The organism is Erwinia sorbitola (assembly GCF_009738185.1).
In the GTDB taxonomy this organism is placed as follows: Bacteria; Pseudomonadota; Gammaproteobacteria; order Enterobacterales; family Enterobacteriaceae; genus Erwinia; species Erwinia sorbitola.
The window spans coordinates 2,370,987-2,394,451 of the sequence record NZ_CP046509.1 but is presented as its reverse complement, the minus strand read 5'-3'; the positions used below and the strand labels follow the sequence as shown (position 1 = coordinate 2,394,451).

General features: G+C 51.0%; 18 protein-coding genes and 1 CRISPR repeat array. Of the genes, 8 read left to right on the top strand and 10 right to left on the bottom strand.

Annotated features, from left to right (window positions below; translation table 11 throughout):
• Positions 1-428: 428 nt before the first annotated feature.
• Together GN242_RS10660 and GN242_RS10655 are read right to left on the bottom strand one after the other, a co-directional pair.
• The gene (locus GN242_RS10660; protein WP_156287456.1) at positions 429-2,372 is read right to left on the bottom strand and encodes an exoribonuclease II; all 1,944 of its coding nucleotides are present in this window, start codon (positions 2,370-2,372) and stop codon (positions 429-431) included.
• Positions 2,373-2,502: 130 nt separating this feature from the next.
• The gene (locus GN242_RS10655) at positions 2,503-4,809 is read right to left on the bottom strand and encodes an FdhF/YdeP family oxidoreductase (protein ID WP_156287455.1); all 2,307 of its coding nucleotides are present in this window, start codon (positions 4,807-4,809) and stop codon (positions 2,503-2,505) included.
• Between the two features lie 244 nt (positions 4,810-5,053).
• On the opposite strand from GN242_RS10655, the gene GN242_RS10650 reads away from it, so the two are divergent.
• The 3 genes from GN242_RS10650 to GN242_RS10640 all read left to right on the top strand — a co-directional run bounded on the left by GN242_RS10650 (position 5,054) and on the right by GN242_RS10640 (position 9,723).
• The gene (locus tag GN242_RS10650; protein ID WP_154751110.1) at positions 5,054-6,643 is read left to right on the top strand and encodes a PTS transporter subunit EIIC; all 1,590 of its coding nucleotides are present in this window, start codon (positions 5,054-5,056) and stop codon (positions 6,641-6,643) included.
• An 88-nt stretch (positions 6,644-6,731) separates the two neighbouring features.
• Positions 6,732-7,454 carry a YnfC family lipoprotein gene (locus tag GN242_RS10645; protein WP_156287454.1) on the top strand — a complete coding sequence of 241 codons (723 nt, stop codon included), beginning with the start codon at positions 6,732-6,734 and terminating at the stop codon, positions 7,452-7,454.
• Between the two features lie 282 nt (positions 7,455-7,736).
• Positions 7,737-8,365: direct repeats of the CRISPR family, unit length 28 nt; unit sequence GTTCACTGCCGCACAGGCAGCTTAGAAG.
• A 104-nt stretch (positions 8,366-8,469) separates the two neighbouring features.
• Positions 8,470-9,723: an SGNH/GDSL hydrolase family protein gene (locus GN242_RS10640; RefSeq protein WP_156287453.1), complete on the top strand. Its 1,254-nt coding sequence runs from the start codon at positions 8,470-8,472 to the stop codon at positions 9,721-9,723.
• 251 nt (positions 9,724-9,974) lie between these two features.
• Here GN242_RS10640 and GN242_RS10635 read toward each other — a convergent pair whose 3' ends face one another.
• Positions 9,975-11,909 carry an acyltransferase family protein gene (locus GN242_RS10635; protein WP_156287452.1) on the bottom strand — a complete coding sequence of 645 codons (1,935 nt, stop codon included), beginning with the start codon at positions 11,907-11,909 and terminating at the stop codon, positions 9,975-9,977.
• 623 nt (positions 11,910-12,532) lie between these two features.
• Between GN242_RS10635 and GN242_RS10630 the strand changes: the two genes are divergently transcribed.
• Complete coding sequence (locus GN242_RS10630) at positions 12,533-13,429, top strand: LysR family transcriptional regulator (protein WP_154751114.1); 897 nt, start codon at positions 12,533-12,535, stop codon at positions 13,427-13,429.
• A 4-nt stretch (positions 13,430-13,433) separates the two neighbouring features.
• On the opposite strand, the gene GN242_RS10625 is transcribed toward GN242_RS10630, so the two are convergent.
• The 7 genes from GN242_RS10625 to pspF form a co-directional block, all read right to left on the bottom strand.
• Entirely contained in the window at positions 13,434-14,582 is a 1,149-nt protein-coding gene (locus GN242_RS10625) for a CMD domain-containing protein (RefSeq protein ID WP_154751115.1), read from the bottom strand.
• A gap of 159 nt (positions 14,583-14,741) precedes the next feature.
• Complete coding sequence (sapF, locus tag GN242_RS10620) at positions 14,742-15,548, bottom strand: putrescine export ABC transporter ATP-binding protein SapF (protein ID WP_156287451.1); 807 nt, start codon at positions 15,546-15,548, stop codon at positions 14,742-14,744.
• Positions 15,548-16,540, bottom strand: coding sequence for a putrescine export ABC transporter ATP-binding protein SapD (gene sapD, locus GN242_RS10615; protein WP_154751117.1), 993 nt, complete (start codon positions 16,538-16,540; stop codon positions 15,548-15,550). The genes sapF and sapD overlap by 1 nt, the downstream gene beginning before the upstream one ends.
• Positions 16,540-17,430, bottom strand: coding sequence for a putrescine export ABC transporter permease SapC (sapC, locus tag GN242_RS10610; RefSeq protein ID WP_154751118.1), 891 nt, complete (start codon positions 17,428-17,430; stop codon positions 16,540-16,542). Before sapC ends, sapD begins: the two co-directional genes overlap by 1 nt.
• Before the next feature lie 383 nt (positions 17,431-17,813).
• Positions 17,814-18,779, bottom strand: a complete 966-nt coding sequence (gene sapB, locus GN242_RS10605; protein WP_154751119.1) for a putrescine export ABC transporter permease SapB — start codon at positions 18,777-18,779, stop codon at positions 17,814-17,816.
• Positions 18,776-20,404, bottom strand: coding sequence for an ABC transporter substrate-binding protein SapA (gene sapA / locus GN242_RS10600; RefSeq protein WP_154751120.1), 1,629 nt, complete (start codon positions 20,402-20,404; stop codon positions 18,776-18,778). Before sapA ends, sapB begins: the two co-directional genes overlap by 4 nt.
• A gap of 301 nt (positions 20,405-20,705) precedes the next feature.
• Positions 20,706-21,692, bottom strand: coding sequence for a phage shock protein operon transcriptional activator (gene pspF, locus GN242_RS10595; protein ID WP_154751121.1), 987 nt, complete (start codon positions 21,690-21,692; stop codon positions 20,706-20,708).
• A 183-nt stretch (positions 21,693-21,875) separates the two neighbouring features.
• On the opposite strand from pspF, the gene pspA reads away from it, so the two are divergent.
• From pspA to pspD, 4 genes are read left to right on the top strand one after another with little or no spacing between them, the layout of a single operon-like run.
• A complete protein-coding gene (gene pspA, locus GN242_RS10590) occupies positions 21,876-22,541 on the top strand; it encodes a phage shock protein PspA (RefSeq protein ID WP_154751122.1) in 666 nt (221 codons plus the stop codon).
• A gap of 56 nt (positions 22,542-22,597) precedes the next feature.
• Entirely contained in the window at positions 22,598-22,825 is a 228-nt protein-coding gene (pspB, locus tag GN242_RS10585) for an envelope stress response membrane protein PspB (protein WP_154751123.1), read from the top strand.
• A complete protein-coding gene (gene pspC, locus GN242_RS10580; RefSeq protein ID WP_156287450.1) occupies positions 22,822-23,169 on the top strand; it encodes an envelope stress response membrane protein PspC in 348 nt (115 codons plus the stop codon). Before pspB ends, pspC begins: the two co-directional genes overlap by 4 nt.
• A 30-nt stretch (positions 23,170-23,199) precedes the next feature.
• Positions 23,200-23,406 (top strand): phage shock protein PspD, encoded by a 207-nt coding sequence (gene pspD, locus GN242_RS10575; protein WP_154751125.1) that lies wholly within the window; start codon positions 23,200-23,202, stop codon positions 23,404-23,406.
• Positions 23,407-23,465: the final 59 nt, after the last annotated feature.

The window sequence follows — 23,465 nt, the reverse complement described above, 5'->3', positions numbered from 1 at the left end:
GCGACCGGAAGAGCATATTAACAACTTAATTTGACTAAAGAGACCTCTTTATTGGTAAAATTTGACTTTAAGAGGTTGTGTTTAAAAATCTTTACTTTCATAGTGTTATTTCAGAATTATTAACATTTTCCTCGCGAACAACCACCGTACCCTCATGAATGTCAGGCAAAAGGCTGCTTAGTACGCGGTTAATAGCGAAAAATGCCGCCGCCAGATCATCCGATCAATCCAGTTAGTTTTGAGGTTGTTTATGGCATACCGCTTGCCAGAACCCTGCGAGGGGAAACAAATTAAACGTAATGTAAAAGGATGTTAATGAAAAGTCAGACAGTGAGAACTGTGAAGCGCAGAGGGGTTTTTTATCAGAATGGAAGGGCGGATGAGGCGAATAAAACGGGATAACCCTGAGGCTATCCCGTTTACAGCTATCAGGCTACCGGGCGGGCCACAATACTGCGAGTTTCCATACGCACTTCGGCGATGGTCACTTCAATCAGATCGGTGACGCGATAAACAACTTCGCCTTTGATCTGTACGGTGCCATTTTCATTGCTGCACACCAGCTCATCACGCACCGCGTGGATGAATGGGGCAGGAATAAAGGCAACCGCGCCGTTTTCCTGAAGGCGTACGCGCATACCACCACGGGAAACGTCGATCACTTCTGCTTTGAAACGCTGGTCAGTGCCAACGGCTTTCTGCAGGAAACGCGAGTAGAGCCAGTCGCCCACATCACGCTCTGCCATGCGGTTCTGACGGCGGCGCTCGCCCATCTTCACCGTCACTTCATCAGCAGGGCGGTCGGTTTTTTCCCCTTTGATGATCGCTTTCAGCAGGCGATGGTTCACCATATCGCCATACTTACGGATCGGGGAAGTCCAGGTTGCATAAGCTTCCAGGCCAAGACCGAAGTGCGGGCCAGGGGTGGTGCTGACTTCTGCAAACGACTGGAAACGACGAATACGACTGTCGAGGAACTGTGTCGGCAGGGTGTCTAACTCGCGGCGCAGGGTACGGAAACCCTCGAGCGTTGAGATAGCCTGAGGGTCGGCTGTCACACCATGGTTTGCCAGTACAGCGGCTGCCTGCTCGGCGTTCACATCGTCAAAACCGAGGTGAACGTTATAGATCCCAAAGCCCAGCTTATCACTCAGCACGGTGGCTGCGCAGATATTAGCCAGAATCATCGACTCTTCAACAATGCGGTTAGCAATACGGCGGTGCTCGGCAATAATATCCAGCACTTCGCCTTTCTCACCCAGCAGGAAGCGGAAGTCAGGGCGATCTTTAAACACCAGCGCATGGGTCTGACGCCATTCGCTACGCGCCAGGCACAGGCGGTGCAACAGACGAATCTGTTCAGCAATTGCCTCGCTTTCCGGCTGCCATTCGCTCTCACCGTTCGTTTCCAGCCAGTCAGAGACATTGTCGTACACCAGCTTGGACTTAGACTCAATCCAGGCGGCAAAGAACTCAATGTCATCATGCGGCGTACCATCAGCGGCGATGGTTACCCGGCAGGCCAGAACCGGGCGGCGCTCATTCGGACGCAGCGAACAGATATCGTCAGAGAGCTGACGCGGCAGCATCGGAATGTTAAAGCCCGGCAGGTAGTTAGTAAACGAACGCTCGGCGGCAACAGCATCGAGTTTGCTTCCTGCCGGTACATAAGCGGTAGGATCGGCAATGGCAACCGTAAGTTTCAGTGCGCCATCGGCGGCTTCTTCAACATAGAGTGCATCGTCCATATCTTCAGTGCTGGCGCTGTCGATGGTAACGAAGGTCAGTGCGGTGAGGTCTTCACGCTCCAGCTGTTCGTCCAGCATCTCTTCCGGCGTTGCCACATCTGGTGCTTCACGCTCCAGATTGTGACGAGACAGGGTCACCCACCACGGAGCCAGATGGTCATCCGCAGTAGTAATAAATTCGGTCAGCTCGGCATAGAAACCACGATCGCCTTTCAGCGGGTGGCGGCGCATCTCAGCTACTGCCCAGTCACCGGCCTGGAAGTCATGCTTCACACTTCGATCCGGACGGCACTGAATGGCGTCTCTCAGCAGCGGATGGTCAGGAATGATCGACAGGCGATCGTCTTTCTTCTGAACGCGGCCAACAAAACGGGTCAGGAACGGTTCAATCAGCGTTTCCGGATCGGCAACTTCACGATCTTTGTCGGTCTGAATAACTGCGCTGATACGGTCACCGTGCATAACCTTTTTCATGAACGGTGGCGGAATAAAGTAGCTTTTCTGTGCATCGACTTCCAGGAAGCCGAAACCTTTTTCAGTGCCTTTTACCACACCCTCAACACGCGGCGTCTGGGAGTGGAGTTTCTCTTTAAGCTGCGCGAGCAGCGGGTTATCCTGGAACATAATTTCAACGTTTTCGTGGCCTAAGAGCGGCAGACAGTTTTACGCGATTAACCGCCTGACGGCAAGTAAAAAGCCTTGTTGAACGGCCCGGCGGACGACCCTTGAACAGGTGACCGGCCGGGCTACACGGTCACGCGATACGTAATCCCGGTACCAGCGGTGACAGGCTAATTTTTACCGGCACCGACTTTGAGGTCGGTGTCCCGCTATCGTCACCAAAACTCGACAGCGGCACCAGCGGATTAGTTTCGGGATAATAGGCGGCCAGATTGCCTTGAGGGATGGCATAAGGCACCAGCTTAAAACCGCTGACTTTACGCGTGATGCCGTCATTCCACAGGGTTTCAATATCAACATTATCTCCGGCAGCGTAACCCATACTCTCCATATCTTGCGGATTGATAAACAGCACTTCTCGCTGACCGTAGACACCGCGATAACGATCATCAAGCCCGTAAATGGTGGTGTTGTACTGGTCGTGAGAACGCAAAGTTTGCAGAGTAAATGGCACCTCGACATCCAGCTGCGGAAAGAGTGAGCCAGGCAGAGCAGCCGCGCTAAACTGGGCCTTCCCATTTAGCGTATTAAAACGCAGTTCAGCCGCCGCATTGCCGAGGTAAAACCCGCCTTTCATATCGCATTTGGCGTTGAAATCGCTGAAGCCAGGCAGAGTCGCGGCAATATGGTCACGGATTTTGTTGTAATCGTCCGCCAGCCCCAGCCAGTCAACCTTTTCATTGCCCAATACGGCATGCGCAATACCGGCGACAATCCAGGTTTCCGAACGCTGAGTATCGGCAATTGGCTTACCGACACCTTCAGAAGCATGCACCATGCTGAAGGAGTCTTCTACGGTAATAAACTGTGGGCCGGTGGCTTGAATATCCTGCTCGGTACGTCCCAGCGTTGGCAGGATCAGCGCATCAATAGCCCCAGGGCAGAGGTGGCTGCGGTTCAGCTTGGTACTGATTTGCACGGTAAGACCGCAGCGTTTCAGCGCCTCTTCGGTGCGCGGACTGTCCGGTGCGGCGGCGGCAAGATTACCGCCAAGCGCGATCAGCACTTTAATCTCATCGCGAAGCATGGCTTCCAGTGCCTGCACGGTGTTATGACCCACCTCGCGCGGAGGCTCAAAGCCAAAATGCTGGCCCAGGCTGTCGAGAAACGCCTTTGACGGCTTCTCATCGATGCCCATAGTCCGGTTACCCTGCACATTGCTGTGACCACGCACCGGACACAGGCCGGCACCTTTCTTGCCCAGCTGCCCGAACAGCAGTTGCAGATTGACGATTTCTCGCACCGTATCCACCGAATGCTTATGCTGGGTGATGCCCATCGCCCAGGTACAAATCACCCTTTCGGAGCTTTGGTAGATAGCAGCTGCTTCGCGTATTTGCTGTTCGCTCAAACCGGACTGACGGACAATGTGAGACCATTCGGTGGCGTCTACTACCGCAAGCCAGGCTTCAAGGCCTTCGGTTTTAGCATTGATGAACATCTCATCAAACAGACCTTTCTCGCCAGCGGCGACCAGCGCACGATGATTTTCCGCCAGTACTTTCACCATGCCGCGAATAGCGGCCATATCGCCGCCAAGATTAGGCTGGTAATAGGTTGAGCTGATTTTGCCCGCCATGCTGGTAACGACTTCCAGCGGCTTTTGAGGGTCAGCAAAGCGTTCCAGGCCGCGTTCCCGCAGCGTATTAAAGGTGACAATTTTGGCACCATTATCTGCCGCATGACGCAGGCTGTGCAGCATTCGTGGATGGTTAGTACCGGGGTTTTGACCAAACACAAAAATAGCATCTGCATGGTCAAAGTCATCCAGACGGATAGTCCCTTTACCCACGCCAATACTGCGTTTCAGCCCGGTGCCGCTGGCTTCATGACACATATTTGAGCAGTCGGGGAAGTTGTTACTGCCGTTCATGCGCCCGAACAGCTGATATAACCAGGAGGCTTCATTACTGGCGCGGCCGGAGGTATACAGCTCCATCTGATCAGGATGATTCATTGCTTTAATATGACGGGCAATCAGTTCGAATGCATTCTCCCAGCTGATCGGTTCATAGTGGTCAGTTGCGCGGTTATAGCGCAGCGGCTCGGTCAGACGGCCCTGATACTCAAGGAAATAGTCGCTCTGTTGATAAAGCGCGGAGACGCTGTACTGGGCGAAAAATTCTGCACCAATATGACGGCGGGTCGCTTCCCAGGTAACCGCCTTAGCGCCATTCTCACAGAAGCTGAAGGTACTTTTATTATCATCACCCCAGGCGCAGCCGGGGCAGTCGAAACCTTTAGCTTTATTCATACGCATCAGATTGCGCATGTTTTTTAACACTTGTTTGCTGTCGAAGACGAAACGGGTGGTCGCTTCCAGAGAACCCCAGCCGCCCGCAGCGGCCTGGTAAGGCTTAATTGCTTCTTTAAATTTCATAATATCGCAGGCTTATGTTGAATAGTTGTTAAGAAGTTATTGCTTCTTTTTGGCGATTTTGCTATCCGAAGGAGTAATTGTCTAATTGATTCCAGAGATGGTGCGATAGGTGCTGTTTATCGTGCAGCGATGGGAAAATGTGATGCTGGTCAAAGATTATTCGATCCAATTTCCTGATAACGCGGCCATCGCCCGTCATGCGACTAATACTTAACCGGTTGCAGTTACAGCGGGGAGAAATCAGATGAAAGCGTTTGCCAGTAAAATCCATGCCTTCGGCAAAGCCCTGATGATGCCGATTTCGGTGATTGCCGCCGCCGGTATCTTCCTCGGCGTTGCGGCAGCGTTACAGAACCCGGTGATTACCGGCGATACCTTCGCCAGCATGCAAATACCACAGCTGATTATTGGTTTTATTCGTAAAGTGGCGGGAGCGCTGTTTGCCAACCTGCCGCTGTTCTTTGCGGTTGCCAGCGCGATTGGTCTGGCTAAGGCTGAAAAACCGACGGCTGCTTTTGCTTCAGTCATTGGTTTTATTGCGATGCACGTTGGTATCAGTGCGACGCTGGCGGCCAGAGGCCTGACCGCCGCTACCACTACGGCAGCGGCGTTACAGCAGCAGGGTATGGATCAAACCACCGCCATGATGACTTCAGCGGAGTTTATTCCGATGCTGGGTATTTTTACCTATAACATGAGCGTACTGGGCGGGGTCATTGCCGGGCTGGTGACCGTCGTGATCCATAACCGCTGCTATACCACCGAGCTGCCTACAGCGATTAGCTTCTTCGGAGGCCGTCGCTTTGTGCCAATCGTTACCGTACTGGTATTGCCGCTGGTCGGCGTGCTGCTGGCATTAATCTGGCCAACAATCGGTTCCGCTATTGCCTGGGTCGGTGAACTGATCGGTAAAAGCGGGCAGTATGGTGCCTTTCTTTACGGCACCAGCGAGCGCCTGCTGATCCCCACAGGCTTACACCATATCCTCAATGAAACGGTGCGCTTCACGCCAATTGGCGGAGTCGCTACCGTTGACGGGCAGACGGTGGTTGGAGCGCTAAATATCTTTAATACCTCACTGACACACCCGGGTTCAGTGCCGGATGCTACGGTACAGGCGGCGACCCGTTTTCTGGCACAGGGTAAAATTCCGGTGATGATGTTTGGTCTGCCTGCGGCGGCGCTGGCAATCTATCACTGCGCGCGTCCTGAGCATAAACAGCGGGTTAAAGCGCTGGTACTTGCCGGAGCGCTCACCTCCTTTACCACCGGGATCACCGAGCCGCTGGAATTCTGCTTTATCTTTGTTTCTCCGGTGCTCTATATCTTCCATGCTTTACTGAGTGGCCTCTCATTTATGCTGATGTCACTGCTGCACCTGATGATTGGTAATGTGCAGGGCGGTGCCATTGACCTGGTGGTGTTCGGCATTCTGGGCGGCAGCAAAACAGCCTGGTGGTGGAGCGTAGCGCTGGGGCTGCTCTATATCCCTGTTTACTATTATGGCTTCCGCTTCATTATATTGCGCATGCGCGTGGAAACTCCCGGACGAGAGTCAGAAGAGGATCAACAGCAGGAGAAGGTGAGCGCCGGTGAACGTACGCAGGTGATAATCAGCGGGTTGGGGGGCGAAGCCAATATAGAGGACGTCGATTGCTGCTTTACGCGGCTACGTGTCAGGGTGAAGCAGATGAACGAAGTGGTCGATCATACCCTGATGAGCACCGGAGCAAACGGTGTGAATCGCGTAAGTGACCACGATGTGCAGGTGATTTATGGCCCGCAGGTGGAAAAAATTGCTAATGAAGTGAAAAGTGCGCTGGGGTTGGCCTGATCGGCCCGGTATGATAGTGCCTTAAGAATGGCGCTAACCTGCCGATAATAATGCGTAAATATCATTACGCTGACAGGACTCACGTAGCATGGACAAGATTAAAACGACGATAGCCTTGCTGTTGCCGGTGCTTCTTCTTGCTGGCTGTAAAAAAGAAGAAGATAAAGGAATTTCCTTAAAAATCAAAAATCTCTCATTTCTTTATCAATTTGAAGCTATCCCTGGAAAAGTTAAAAGCACTCATCAGACTGTTTTCGATGCCAACGGCGAGAAACGCTACGATGGTGTATTTAACTTTGACAAAGAGGGCTGCGTTACAGATTTTGACGTAACCAACCTCGACGTGGGGAATATCAGCGTACGGCGGGATAAAGATCGGCTGGTCGGTGAAGAGAACGGCAATCCGGTGCTCTTGCAGCTCGACAGTAAGTGTAACGTGCTGTCTAAAACCAGCGGTAATTTTACCATCGATATTATCTACAACGATCGTGGTCTGATTTCCGGCCTTTCTTCAGCGCAATCTGATTACCGCGTTGAGCTGACCTATGACGACAGCGATCGCCTTGTTGGTCAGCATGCTTTCAGCGGTGAGCGTCAAATTTCGGAGGGAGTACAGAAATATGCTGCGGATGCAGGCGACAAACCCTCTGACGCGGTAACCATCAGCAAAACACCTGAGGGTACACGTGAGACCACCACCCGTTGTGACTACCAGCAGGGCGTGCCGGTGGCTTGCCGCTTCACTATTAAAACCACGCCGGGTGATAAAATTATTGAGCGTCATGCGCAGCTGACCACAGAATTTTATTAAGCGTAGAAATCAAGCTGGTGCTAATCAAGCTGGTGCTTCAGCGTTTGAACACCGTTTCTGCCCCCAGGTAGCTAAAAGATGCATGCGGGCCTCGTCACGCGCCATCCGTGGTGCGTGACGCCCCCTTTAAGCTCACTGCACCATTGTTAAGACCCTCTTTTTTTAGCGTTTTTTATCTGTTTGATTATTATCACTATTTTTATAGCGGCCTAAAAAAGGGTCTGGAGCAGGAAATAAGGTTAAAAGCTAAGGAAGTAAACGGGTTAGCGCGGTAAGATAACGGTTCACTGCCGCACAGGCAGCTTAGAAGATTACCATTTTTATTTTCGATTCGCTCAAGGGCGTTCACTGCCGCACAGGCAGCTTAGAAGTTCATGCCGCTCCGCGAACGTAACGGAAGTATGTTCACTGCCGCACAGGCAGCTTAGAAGTGGGCGTTTGCTGATGTTGCTGATTCTGAAAAGTTCACTGCCGCACAGGCAGCTTAGAAGCGATTAACGGGTACAATCATACCCTGCGCAACGTTCACTGCCGCACAGGCAGCTTAGAAGACTCAGCTCTCACCCCAAGGGTTTTACTCAGCGTTCACTGCCGCACAGGCAGCTTAGAAGGCATGAAAACGCGCCTTTAGAGCCTGCGGCGTGTTCACTGCCGCACAGGCAGCTTAGAAGTCCTGTCAGAGAGGAACAATCCCATCGATTTTGTTCACTGCCGCACAGGCAGCTTAGAAGAGAGAGCTGGCATTCCCTCGCGATCACTGGGAGTTCACTGCCGTTCAGGCAGCTTAGAAGTGAATACTGATCATTGATACAAGCGAGGGAGGGTTCACTGCCGTACAGGCAGCTTAGAAGTGGGCGCGAATCCAGAGAAAACCCGTAATTTGGTTCACTGCTGCACAGGCAGTTTAATAGTGATTTATCCTTAATTAATATTAATAATCCACAAGCCAACCTTAGTGCTGGCTTTTTTTATGAGAAAATATAGCCACTAAAATCACACAACGACTTTAGGTGCAGTGCTGAACTATCGTTTCGATATTGGAGCAGATGGGGTCTCTATTTATAATGGGAACGCGCTCGTCAGAAAATATAACACCTGGCATCCGGAAGATCAGATACAGACAAACAACGGTTCATTAAGAGTCGGGCTGAGAATTGCAGCAGATGGGAGAGGTATTCAACTTATTTTGAACGGCAATCCATACCCGGTCGCAGAGTCATCTGCTAATGCGCGTTCAGTCGTTATTCTGGCCGATAAAGATGCGCGAGCTTGTATGCAACTTCAATTTTGCCACCTCCGCTCTCGCGATGCTGTCCCATACGCTAAAGGGATTAAGATTATGACTCTTGGCGACTCAATAACCGTCGGGGCACGAGCGTCGAATGAATGGCCTGCAATCTTAGAAAATTGCGCTGAACATGTTCCTGGGCTGGGAAAGCTTTCAGTTAATAATAGTTATTCTGTTAGTGGTCTGAGGCTAAATACTGTTATTCAAAATATCAATAAATACAGTTTCGTGGGCCAGGATTATGTGCTGGTTGCGTTGGGTGTCAATGATTGTCAGGCGAGTGGGTATCTCGGGTATGGTGTATTCTCATCAAACATTTCAACATTAGCTGAAAAAATCAAAAAAGACGGTGCTATTCCAATTTTTGGAGTTCCGTATCGCTTTGTCACAAAGTCGATAACAGGCGGTGGCGGAGAACCTGTCAATATGCAAGACATCCCCCTTTTCCAGCAAGTTTTACGTGAGCGATGTGCTGCAAATGGTTATATGTTGGCAGAAACTGGGGACAGTTTTGGTAATAACGCGGGCGTTCCCAACGGGTTTAGCTCCAAAGGGTTTATGAATAGCTGGACTCATGACAATCTTCACGCAAACACGCGCGGACAGCTAGCTATTGCTTCGGCGTTTGCATCAGCACTTTCAAGATCGCTGTGTAACTCTTCGCCGGGCTGTCTTACGAAAATGCTTGTTCTGACTAATTCTTTCACACAAGCTAATGAAGCAATCGCAGGAACACTGCAGGTAACAAGAAGAGATAATACTGTCCATATCGTCGGCGCGATTTCTGACGGGAAGAGAGACTCAGTAATCACTACTTTGCCACAATGGGCCCGGCCTTCTCACTCTTTTTACACACTTGCATCGTCTTCAGCAGCCGCAGGGGGTGTAGCGAGAATAGAAGTGAGACAGTCGGGTGATATTGTCACAGCGAGTGAATATGTCGCCGGGCGGACAGATATAAATATCTCTTTTAATATGTAATTTAACTGAATAACTATATAACAAATCCCTCAGCGCAGATGAGGGCTTTTTCTTAGCGGAAAAAAATGCTCGTGATGTTCCGGTATGGTTGGGTAGATCATTTTTATAGTTTTATATAATGATGGTTCTTAATCGTGTTTTCTGTCTAAGAAAAAAGGTTTACTGCTTGAAATGAAGTAAGCAAGTAAGGGTAGTATAATTTCCTGGTAAAGACTTGTGAAATAGCGCCGGTAAATCCGGCGCTAAATTGATTATTTCAATACGGATTCAATTACTCTGCTCCGGTCTATCATTCCGCCAATTACTCGATCGCTTCCATAGAATGAAAAATGAGTGCCATCACGAAAAACCGGCATATTATTAATGACAAAATTACATCCACTTTTATCGCAATACAGGTCATTAGGGTTATAGAATTCAACGTCTGGATGTTTTTTATGTATGCGAGCGAACATATCTTCAACGCCATCAACTTTTTCTTTATATGCTTTAATTCCGACATGGCATGATTTCACAGGTTCTGAGAAAGGTCTTGCAAAGCAAGCTCTTGTATCAAAACCAGGATAAACATGCGGGTAAAAAATGATTGGAATTGCTCCATTATCAATTATAAACTCAATGTAATCATCCAATCTCTTCTCTGCTCCATCTTCATTTTTCCAGAAAAGACCAGATATTATGACTAATTTAATACTTTTTTCGGTTGAAATGATATTCCTTATCAGTTCTCTCTGTTTTCCCGGGTGATCACCTGCGCAGGGGTGATTTCCCGTCAATGAAGAGGAGTCTGCAATGTTTGGCACGCAGGTTCCAATTGAGAGGATGTTTTTATTCCTAAAAAATTTCGAATTATGCAGGCCGTGGTACAAGTGATTTGCATAGCTGTTGCCCAGCAGCAGAATCTCTGGTTTTTCATTTTTTGTCATGTAACAGAAAAACCATTTATAATCCTTTGCATCCGGGAACGGGTATCTGTTGAGGCAGTTCTCGTTTGTAATATATTTCCAGTTATGTGTGTTAAGTTGAAAGTTTTGGCTTTTTGACTGCTCGACAAATGTTCGGGTCTGAATCCCCCCGGAAGAGAAAATGAAGTATCCGACAATGCCAATCAACGATACAAGAATAGTCAGCGCTATTGCTGTATACCCTTTTTTTTGTGCATATCTGAGCGGCTTCTCCCAGACGTAATATGTTAATATTGCTAAAGAAAAAGAAAGTATAACAGCCATCAACAGTACATGATTCGGCGGTGTTCCACTGTTTATGATTCTCAGGTATGTGAATAACGGCCAGTGCCATAAATACAATGGGTAACTTATTAACCCAACAAAAGCAAGCAGTTTATTTGAAAGTAAGTGCTTATTGATTATGGCATTACCCCCTGCGGCGATAACCAATACTGCTCCAATAACCGGCAGCAAAGCTTTCCAGCCTGGAAAATCTCGGTCAGTAAAATAAATAATCGAAAATACGATTAGTGACAGCCCGGCTAATGACATAAGGTGATGTTTGCGACTTGCAAGACCACTTCGGGGTGTTAAATGAAACTCTTTATACGCGAGTAGTGATCCGAAGGCCAGCTCCCAGAATCTCGTCACTGGAGAATAAAATGTAACGGTGGGATCTATGCGTATATAATAAATATTGGCTGTAAATGAAGCAGCAATGACTAGTAGCAAAGCTAAAAGTGTTGCCCTCCGCGAACGTCTGAAGGTGAGGATAAGTACTGGCCACAGCAGATAGAATTGTTCTTCTATTCCGAGAGACCAGAGATGAAGCAGAACCTTCATCTCTGATGCAGTATCAAAATATCCACTTTCCAGCAGAAGAATGATATTAGCTACAAATCCCGCACCCGCCGCTGTGTGCTTGCCGAGTTGCGCGTATTCATCTGCATAGAGGGCGAACCAGCCGAACACAAGACAAGCAGTGAGAACGAGAGACAGCGAGGGGAAAATTCTGTTCACTCTCTTCATGTAAAAGTCTGTGAAAGAAAACGAGCCTTTGCCAACGTTTCTGAAGATAATCGATGAAATCAGATAACCTGATATAACAAAGAAAATATCTACGCCAACAAATCCACCGGGTAACAACTTCGGGAAAGCATGAAAAAGAATAACAGGCAGTACTGCAAGAGCGCGCAATCCATCTATATCCGCTCTATACACATGAGAATTCCCTGACATTAAAAAATGTCTCCTTTTTATACTTAGATGTTTCGTAAAAATTAGTATCGAATTATGCTTTAGGTGGAACCTGGAAGAAAGTCAAAATCCAATAAAAATGTAAAAAACAAAGAAAATAAAAAGTGCAAGAGTTTATTTGTGAACCAGATGGGTTATTTTGCCTTTTATTTTATGTTAATGATTTTTATAGTTACCTTCTATCATTGGAAAGAGGGGGGGAATGATTGAAATCAGATGATAATGAAATAGGGGTGTTAGGGCGCTATAACAATGTTCACAGCCGCACAACCAGCTTTGAAGTTTCAATGTTCCCACATTTTTCTGCGTCAAAATTACTAAAGCAGCTTTCGTAACGTTTTACAGAAGAGGGCGAGGGCAGGCTGTTCTTTATGGCGAATCTGAGCGGCGAAGGTTGCTGATAGCAAGGGATGATGTAGCATTATCACCTTAAAAGCGTCGTGAACTGAGTTTTTTAAGCTGCGCTTCTTTGCTGGCATCAAACCCTGAGATGGTTGAAACTGTCTTTAGAAAGAGAGGCCAAATATGATGCCAGTACATCAATTAATGCACCTGTGCTGTTTTCACCCATTATAACTACTTTAAGCTTATGAAAAACAAAGACAATGGACATCAAACAGCTCATCTACTTATGTAATTTAGAGCGTGAACGCCACTTTGGTCGTGCCGCTGAGGCCAGCTTCGTCAGTCAGCCTACGCTCTCAATGCGCCTGAAAAATCTTGAACGTGAGCTGGGGCTATCGCTGATTAACCGCAGCAATAACTTTGATGGTTTCACGCCGGAAGGGGAGCGCGTACTCTCCTGGGCGCGAGAAATCGTCTCGGTTTATCAGGGCTTAAAGCTGGAAGTTGAATCGCTAAAACATGGCGTTAATGGCACGCTGCGTATCGGAGTGGTACCGCAATGCAGTATCTCACTGCCGGTGATGTTAAAAGCTATTAGCGATCGCTATCCTCAGCTGGACTATCGTGTAGCGGTACTGAGTGCCGATCAGCTGCTGGATGCGTTAAACAGTCATACGGTGGATGTCGGCATTGGTTTTTTTGAGCTGGCTACGCTGCGCGAACTACATTTTCAGGCTGAAACGCTGGCAGATAACGGCATTGAGCTGGTCTATCATCCGCAGCATTTTCCTGGTTTGCAGGGTGACGAACCGCTGACACTTTCAGCAATTGCTGCGCTGCCACTCTGTCTTGCGGAGCAGACACGTTATTTCCGCCGCTATCTCGACGGACATTTTCGCGATGCGGGGCTGACCATGCGCGTGGTGCTGGAAACCACATCGGTATTTCAGCTACTTCAGGGGGTTCAGGTAGGGCTGGGGTGTATGATTTCACCGGTCGGGCATCTGATTGACGGCATGACCAGCGGGCTGCAACGCCGGCAGGTGGCCATGCCGCCAATGTCCCGGCAGGGTGCTGTGGTGATTGCTGAACCAGGGCGGGCGACACCGCTGGCACAGCATTTCTTTGACGAGGTACGGCGCTGGCTGATGAGCTGACCCGCTATTCGCCGCTGGTGCCCAGGCCTTGCATCAGACGGTTCCCCCAGCTGGCTGATGCCACGCTTAAAATGATTTCAAAAATCTGCGCACTGCTGAATCCGGCATCTTTCAGCGGCTGAATATGAGCAGCATTTACCCGCTCCGGCGATCTGGTCAGCTGCGCAGCCAGTGAAATAAGTGCCTGGCGCGGTGAATCGGCCACACTTAGCGCCTGTTCAACGCTCTCCTGTAATGCAGGGCGCAGATCATTTTTTGCCGCATAGCGCTCAAAGCAGCTGACGCTGCCATTAATACGTGAAGTAACCGCAGCTGCCAGCGAACAGGAGCTTCTGCTGCGCACCTCTTCCAGTGCGTCAATCAGGCGACCCAGGCCGTAAAGGGCTTTACCATCATGAGCAAATAACCAGGCTCCTTCCTCCAGCTCAGTCAGTGGCTGACAAAAGGTTAATGCTTCCAGCTGATCCGGCGCGGCATAGCGTAATTCCAGCGGCGGCAGTGCAGGGCACCATGCCTGCGGGGAGAGGAAATTATCGCTTACTGCATCCGGTGGAATAGTTACGCCTGGCATCCAGCGTACCGGCAGAGCCATCAGGGCATGAACCCCGGCAACCACCCGCGCCTGATAGCTGACAAAGCCAACTATCTGACTGAGACTGATAATATCCGGCGCACTCAACCCCACATCATCCAGCCGCTGCACCGACAGCGCATCAATCAGCGTTGGCTGGCTGGCAAGCTGGCGGGCATATTCAGTGATTTGTGTCAGACGGTGATTGCTTTCACGCGAGGAGTCTGGCCCCGGCAGCGGATTAAGACGCGCTGCGTAGTGATTGCATAAACGCTGTACCCCGGTGACCTGAGCTACCGTCAGGGCACTGCTGATACGGTCATACAGCGTTAGCGTATGGCTCAGGGTGGTGGTCATTTCCGGCGGGAACAAGAGTTGATACAGATCGCGCGAAGCCAGCAGTGCGGGTTGCATTTGCTGAAAAATGGTGTTCAGTTCTCCTCCCGCCTGTTGCGCCAGACCAAGCAGAAAACGGTCTTCAACGTTGGCAGCTTCAGGCATCAGCGGTGCACGATGCGCGGGCAGGCTGGTCTGGGTTTCATGATACCAGTGGTTGTTGCCAGTAAAGCGGCGCTGTTCCATGATCATTCCTTTTCAATTACGGCAGAGTTATCCTGGCGTAACCCGCAACACGAAAGAAATAATGATCTGTGCTATCAAATAGCTGGAAGGTATAAGCAGCGCTCTTATTCAGGGTCAGAAATGCCTGACCCTTTACAGGAAAGATGGTGGGGTGGGAAATTAACGATCCCTGCGCCAGGCATCAGCGGTCAGGGCTTCACCAAAATGGCTGCTGATTAACCGCTTCGTCAAGTCATGCAGCGGGCAGGCCAGGACATCAGCGGTGCTGCCACGTTCGACGACCTCCCCCTGGTGCATCACCAGCACCTGGTCGCTGATATGCTTCATCATCCCCAGATGCTGGGTAACATAGATGTAGGAAATACCGTGTTTATTCTGTAATTCCAGCATCAGGTTAATCAGCTGCGAACGCATCGACATATCCAGCGCCGCCAGCGCTTCATCGGCGATAATCACCTTTGGCTGTAATATCAGGGCGCGTGCCAGTCCGATGCGTTGCTTCTGGCCGGGGGCCAGCATATGCGGATAGTATGAGGCATGATCGCGCAGCAATCCGACCTGGCGCAGCGTGGCGATAATGCGTTTTTCGCGTTCAGCTGCATCCAGCTCGGTATTCAACCGCAGCGGAAAATCAAGGATCTGGCTGATACGCTGACGCGGATTTAGCGAGGTCGACGGATCCTGAAAAATCATGCGAATCAGCTGGCTGCGGTAGCCGTAATCGCCATACTCCAGCTGATGATCATCAATCACTATCTCACCCGAAGTGGGGGCGATCATGCCACTGAGCATTTTCGCCAGGGTTGATTTCCCTGAACCGTTTTCGCCAATAATCGCCAGCGTCTGGCGTTCCTGTAAGGTAAAACTGATCTCCTTTACCGCTTCCACATGCTGACGACGAAACAGCCCGGTGCGATAGCGGTAAGTTTTACACAGATTGCGCACTTCCAGTAGCGTATCAACCATTACTGACTCTCCATATTCAGCGGGAAGTGGCAGGCAAACAGATGGCTTTTAGTACCCGTCAGGCGCGGTGTTTCAATACAGGTTTTCTGTGCATAAGGGCAGCGCGGGCCAAGACGGCAGCCAATGGGCAGATGCTCCAGCGAAGGTATGGCACCAGGCAGCGTATTCAGGCGACTCTTATGCGGGAGCGAACGACCAAAATCAGGCATAGCCCGGATCAGGGCCTGAGTATAAGGGTGATGGGGGGCGGTAATCAGATCCTCGCTAACGGCCGTTTCTACCGTCTGTCCGCAGTACATTACATTAATGCGGTTTGCCCAGTGACTGAGCATTTGCAGATCGTGGCTGATCAGCAGGATAGTGGTGTTATTATTCTGATTGAGACGGGAAAGCAGGCGGAAAATCTGTGCCTGGGTAGTCGGCTCCATAGCGTTAGTTGGTTCATCGGCAATCAGCAAACGAGGCTGGTTCGCCAGTGCGATGGCAATCATTACCTTCTGGCACTCACCGTCCGTCAGCTCATAGGGAAAGCTGCTCATAATATCTTTGTGATCTTTGATACCAACCCGATGCAGCAGCTCAATCGCCCGGCGGTGACGCCAGCCAAAACGCTGATACCAGCGGCCTTTCCACGTCCAGCCGGGAATCGCCTGCTTTAACTGGGTGCCAATGCTTTCTGAAGGATCAAGGCAAGACTGTGGCTCCTGAAAAATCATCGACACGTTATGACCAACAATTTTGCGGCGCTCACGTGGTGACAGATGCAGCAAGTCGATATCATCAAAGCGCATACGATCGGCGGTGATACGCCAGTTATCTTTGGTAACACCACAAATTGCTTTAGCAATCAGGCTTTTTCCCGAACCAGACTCGCCCACAAGTCCACGGACTTCGCCTTCGGTCAGCGTAATACTCACTCGATCCACTGCTTTGACCGGCCCATCGGCGGTCATAAACTCAATGGTCAGGTTACGAATATCGAGTAGCGGCATTATTCAACTCCCGCATCGATGGCCCGGCGTACGCCGTCACCCAACAGGTTAACTATCAGCACACTCAGCATAATGGCTGCGCCAGGTAACATCACGGTCCAGGGGGCGACATAAATCAACTCGAGCGAATCACCCAGCATGGCGCCCCATTCAGGCGAGGGCAGCTGCGCGCCCAGATCGAGGAAACCAAGGGCGGCAATATCGAGGATAGCCATCGACAGGGCGCGGGTAAACTCCGCTACCAGCAGCGCCAGAATATTTGGCAAAATCGCGTACCAGAGGATATCCAGGCTGCTGGCGCCGTCGAGGCGCGCTGCAACCACATACTCCTTTTCCAGCTCGTCATGCACCGCACTATATATAGAGCGTACCAGACGCGGCAGGATCGCGAGATATACCGCCAGCATGGCATGTTCAAGCCGCGGGCCAAGAAACGCCACTACGATAATGGCCAGCAGCAGGGAGGGGATGGACAGTAAGGTATCCAGAATATGGTTAAAGACCGCCGAACGCAGGCCGTGTGTCAGGCCCGCCAGTACACCAAGCACCATTGCACACACTGAGGCGACCAGCGTGACAACAATCGCTGAACCTACCGTGGGAGCCGCGCCACTAAGCAGACGGCTTAACAGGTCGCGGCCCAGATCATCGGTGCCGAGAAAGAACGAGACATCGCCATAGTGTGACCAGGACGGTGGTAGCAGTTGATAGCCGAGAAACTGCTGATCCAGCCCATACGGTGCCAGCAGACCGCCGAAAATACACAGCAGCAGCACGGCGATAAATGCGTAGAAGCCAATCATTGCCGTGGTGTCACGGTAGAACAGCCCCCAGGTATGGCGCAGCGGGCTTGGCGGTCGCTTCTCAGCGTAAATATTATCCGAGGGCATCTGTTTTCACTTTAAGTCTTCTGAGGGTGTCATAGTCTGCTTTGGTTTTTTTATTCATATCATAACCTTAGTCTGCATCATCCCTTGATTTTCGCGTAATGTCAGGTTTTTTTAACTGATGCATTACGACTTTCTCACCATGAAAACTGCAAGAATCGCTCTGTACAGTTCAGCACAGGCGATTATCCTTCTATATCACTGCCGCAGGCAAGGGAACACGGGCAGCAATTTCGTATCTCTGCAACGTCCGGTGCTGTGCTGCCGCCTGCCGAGGGCAGCCGTTCGTTGATAAAAAATAAGGCGGTGGTAATGGATAAAGTAAGAGCCTCAGAGATGAGGCTCAGTGGTTCTGATTCACGATGGAATGATGCAGCCTGCAACTGTTAGCGCAGGGCATACCACTCTTTATGTTTAAGTGGATTCGTCATGGCGCCTAAAATATCTGACAGGATATTGACGGCAATAACCAGACTGCCCACTACCATCACCCCGGCAGAAATCGCTGCGTAATCCTGCTGGCGGATAGCGTTTATCAACCAGCGGCCCACACCCGGCCAGCTGAACACCATCTCAGTGATCATCGCCAGCGTCAGCATGGTTGAAAACTGTAAGCCAAGACGTGGAATAACCGGCGGCAGAGCGTTATGCAGCACATGGCGGCGAATAATGGTAAACAACGAAAGCCCGCGCGTGGCGGCGGCTTTAACATAGTTTTGCTCCATCACCTCACGGGTGCTGATGCGCAGCAGGCGAATAACTTCAGTGGTGGGTGCCACCGCCAGCGCCGTAACCGGCAATACCATATGCCTGAGGGCGCTCATCATCATTTCATGACGCCACGGCGTTTCAGTCAGCCAGGCATCAATCAAAGCAAACCCGGTGATATGTTTCACCGGATACAGCAGATCAAAACGGCCAGAGACCGGGAACCAGCCGAGATTAAGCGAGAAGAACAGCGTCAACAGCAGCGCCAGCCAAAAAACCGGGAGCGAAAATCCTAACAACGCCACGGCGCTGATAGCTTTATCCTGCCACTTATTACGCATCACCCCTGCGGCAATTCCCAGCGGTATCCCCACCAAAAGTGCCACGCTAAACGCCATAAAACAGAGTTCCAGTGTGGCAGGAAACACTTCTCGCAGTTGCAAATTGATCGACTGACCGTTAATGCTGGAAACACCAAAGTCGAGCTGCAGGATCCCTTTAAACCAGAACATTGCGGCATCAATAAACGATGCACCCTGCAACGGGGCGTGAGGGGTGAAGTAATTCAGACTGAAGCCAACCAGCGCCAGCATTAACAGCGTGAAGACAAACAGCACCAGACGGCGCAGCGTGTAGATAATCATGGTGACTTCTCCTCGCCGCCTTCGCGGTGAACACCGGCAAATGAAGCGTTGCCAAACGGGCTGAGTACCAGCCCTTTGATATCATAACGGTAGGCCTGTAAACGCAGGGAGTAGGCCAGCGGCAGAACCGGCAGCTCCTGCGATAGCATTGCCTGCGCGCTGTCATAATAGTCAATGCGTTTAGCCAGCTGCTGTGAGAGCAGCGCCTTGTGCAGCAACTCATCAAATCCGGCGTTACACCAGTGCGCGAAGTTAGTCTGAGAGGCAATGGCGGCACAGCTCAATAATGGACGGAAGAAACTGTCCGGATCATTACTGTCCGTGGCCCAGCCGGTCAGAGTCAGATCGTGATTCATTTCCATCAGCCTGGCTTCCTGGAAACGGCCTTCCACCTGTACGATGGTGACGCTAACGCCTACCTGTGCCAGATCGGCCTGAATCAGTTCAGCGGTTTTCATCGGGCTGGGGTTCCAGGACTGCGACGCCGAAGGCACCCACAGATTAAGGTGCAGATCTTCGATTCCCAGCGCCTTGAGTTCATCACGTGCCCTTTGTGGGTCATACGGCGTTACACGGGCATCAGTATCATAAGCCCATGATGCGCGCGGCAGAATTGATGCCGCAGTTTCTGCCGTGCCGTAATAGATCGACTCCATCAGCCGTTCGTTATTGATGGCCAGCGCCAGTGCCTGACGTACCTGTGGGCGATCGAGCGGCGCTTTGCGGGTATTGAAAGCCAGATAGGCAATGTTCATCCCCGGGCGCAGCGTCAGACGCAGGCGGGGATCATCACGCAGAATCGAGAGCTGACTGGCGGCAGGGTAGGCCAGTACATCGCATTCGCCGGTTAACAGCTTGGACAGCCGCCCGGTACCGCCTGCGCTCATATCGACTACCACCTGTGACATGCGCGGCTTACCTTTCCAGTATGCATCGTTGCGCTGCAGGCGCACATACTGACCGGCGCGGTAATCGTTGAGCATAAATGGCCCGGTACCGACCGGCTCGCGGTCAAGCTGCTCCTGACGATCGACCTTTGACAGCTGACTGGCATACTCGGCCGACAGCACCGGCGCATAGTGGGTAGCCATATGCCAGAGGAAAGAGGCATCCGGGCTGTTGAGGCGAATTTCCACCGTGTTTTTATCGAGTTTTTTTACGCTCTGAACGGAGTCGGGAAACTGAAGACTGTCAAAATAGGGATAGCTGCCGCCGTTAACGTTATGCCACGGATGCTTGCGGTTAAACACCCGCTCAAAGCTGAACACCACATCATCGGCATTCATGGTACGCGTGGGTTTGAACCAGGCGGTATGCTGGAAAGGGACGTTGTGACGCAGGTGGAAGCGATAGGTTGCTCCGTCATCCAGCACTTCCCAGCTTTCTGCCAGCTCCGGCATCAGCCGGTAGGTATAAGGGTCAACGTCAAGCAGCCGGTCATAAAGCTGGGCGGCCAGCGTATCCACCACCAGCCCGCTGCTGGCCATCTGAGGGTTAAACGTATTCATTACGCCATTAACGCAATACACGAAGCCGCTCTGACGAATATCGCCAGGCGTTGATGACCAGACAGGAGCACTCAGCATGCTCAGGCTGACAAGCAGAATCGGGAATAGTGTGCGCATAACTCTTCTGAAAATTCAGGCAATAAACAGAGTGTACCGCACTCTCAGGCTGTGCCCAAAGTTTGCGGTAATGAGTGGTTATATTTCAGGCATAAAATACCCACATCGTAACAATGGCTGATTAAAAATAAGCCTGATGTTGCTATGGAAATGAGAAAAATTCTCAACAAAGTGCTTTACAGAAGATATTGAGAATGATTATTATTCTCCTGCACTTCAGCGGTGGCTCTACCGTAGAAGAGCACGACATTGCTCACATTGCTTCCAGTATTTTTTAGCCCGCTATCAGCGGGCTTTTTTTTTACGACGGATTCAAATCATGCTTCTTCAGCATGGCGCGCAGCTGATGATAGGTTACCCCCAGCAGCTCCGCCGCCCGCCGCTGATTGAATTTTGCCTGTGCAAGCGCTTTCTCCACCAGCGCTTTTTCCTGCTGATACTGCCAGTGGCGTAAATCGAGCGGCAGGGTGGGCAGAGTGTCGGTAGCTGGATCTGCCAGCGTTTCTGGCTGTTCACGCTGGAAGGGGTTGATAATGATATTATCCAGCGGCTCTTCGATGCTGGCATGCCGATAGACCGAGCGCTCTACCACGTTTTTCAGCTCGCGCACGTTGCCTGGCCAGGCGTAATCCAGCAGTCGCTGTTCGGCCTCCGGGGTGAAACCAGGAAACAGCGCCAGCCCGAGTTCGCGGCACATCTGAATGGCGAAATGCTGTGCCATCACCAGAATATCGCTACGGCGTTCCCGCAGCGGCGGCAGCTGAACAACATCAAAGGCCAGCCTGTCCAGCAGGTCTGCGCGGAATTTACCTTCCCGCGCCAGCAGCGGCAGGTCATCATTTGTCGCACACACCAGCCGTACGCTTACCTGCAATGGCTGGCTGCCCCCCACGCGTTCAAGCTGCCCGTATTCTATGACCCGCAGTAACTTCTCCTGTACCAGCATTGGCGCGGTAGCCAGTTCGTCAAGAAACAGTGTGCCGCCGTCGGCGCGTTCAAAGCGCCCCAGATGGCGTTTTTGCGCTCCGGTAAATGCGCCGGCCTCATGGCCGAACAGTTCCGAATCCAGCAGGTTTTCATTCAACGCTGCACAGTTAAGCGAAATAAACGGCCCCTGCCAGCGGTCTGAAAGGTAATGCAGACGGCTGGCAATCAGCTCTTTACCGGTTCCGCGTTCGCCGATCACCAGCACCGGCTTATTCAGCGGCGCAAGCCGCGAAACCTGCTCAAGCACATCAATAAAGTTATTAGATTCGCCGAGCAGGGTATCAGGAGTTTCACTCATCATTAATTTCACCAGGTGTTAGTGATAAAAACCACTTTAGTCGCTGTGCAGTCTGCTGTAAAGCCGGACAGTCATTGAAAATCAATAAGATAATAACTGGCACGGCTTTTGAATAGTGTTATGCAGCTAAATCGTGTTTTGGAAAACGGCGGAAACGCCAGACAATGACTTAAGAGGATTTCAATTATGGGTATTTTTTCCCGCTTTGCCGACATCGTGAATGCCAATATCAACTCGCTGCTGGAGAAAGCAGAAGATCCGCAGAAACTGGTGCGCCTGATGATTCAGGAGATGGAAGATACATTGGTTGAAGTTCGTACCACCTCAGCTCGCGCACTGGCAGAGAAAAAACAGCTGCTGCGTCGTATTGAACAGGCTGAAGGTCAGCAGGCAGAATGGCAGGAAAAAGCTGAACTGGCCCTGCGTAAAGAGAAAGATGACCTGGCTCGTGCTGCGCTGATTGAAAAACAGAAACTCGCGGATCTGACCGTCTCCCTGCAACAGGAAGCGAATCAGGTTGAAGAGAGCCTTACCCGTATGAAAGGCGAGATTGGCGAGCTGGAAAGCAAACTGAGTGAAACCCGTGCCCGCCAGCAGGCGCTGACGCTGCGCCATCAGGCAGCCTCTTCATCGCGTGATGTTCGTCGCCAGCTCGACAGCGGTAAAATTGATGAAGCGATGGCGCGTTTTGAGTCCTTCGAACGCCGTATCGATCATATGGAAGCGGAAGCCGAAAGCCACAGTTTTGGTAAAAAGAAAAGCCTGGATCAGGAATTTGCCGAGTTACAGGCTGACGATGAAATCAGTCAGCAGCTGGCTGCGCTGAAAGCGAAAATGAATCGCAGTGAGTAACGGAACTGGCCACGTCAGTGGCCAGAACAGTTAAGCCTAACCTTCAAGGAACGTGAATGAGTGTCTTCATTATTGCCTTACCCCTGACGTTGTTTCTGCTGTTCGTAGCGCCAATCTGGCTCTGGCTGCATTACACAAAACGCCAGAATAGTGGGGCGGAACTGTCGCAGAACGAGTTGCAACGCCTTCAGCAGCTGACCCAGGATGCGCGCAAAATGCGTGAGCGTATTCAGGCGCTGGAAGCCATTCTTGATGCGGAGCACCCTAACTGGAGGCAGCCATGATCCAGAAGAAATTGTACTGCATTCCACAGCAGGGCAAGCTAAAGGGGGTCTGCGCCGGGATTGCCGAGTACCTCGGTGTGCCTGTGCTGCTTGTGCGCGTAATTGTTGTTATGTCACTGTTTTTCGGTCTGTTTGTGCTGACCATTGTGGGCTATTTCCTGCTGGCTGCCATCCTGCCGGATATGCCACCAGGTGAACAGGATCGCGATAAGCCACTTAGTGCACATCAGTTGCTGGATGAATTAAGCGCTGAACTTAAGGGCGGTGAGCGTGAACTGCGTGAGGTGGAGCGTTACGTTACTTCAGAAACATTTAGCGTACGCAGCCGCTTCAGACATCTGTAATCTTTCGACACTTTTTCAGGAGTTAACATTATGCGTCACTGGCAGCCCCATCCGCGCCTGAAAAAGGCCGGAAAATTTATTCTCATCAGCGCTATCACTTACGGCCCGGCTGGATTGAGCGGCTGGGCGGTTAAATCCGTCGCCCGCAGGCCGTTAAAAATCCTGCTTGCCTGGGCGCTGGAACCTCTGATTCGTCGAGTGATCAAAAGGGCCAGTGTGCGCTGGGCCAAACCCTGATTTGGCCCGATGAGGATGTGTTAAGCTAGGTTATTCACCACCGTGCCGGGAATAAACCG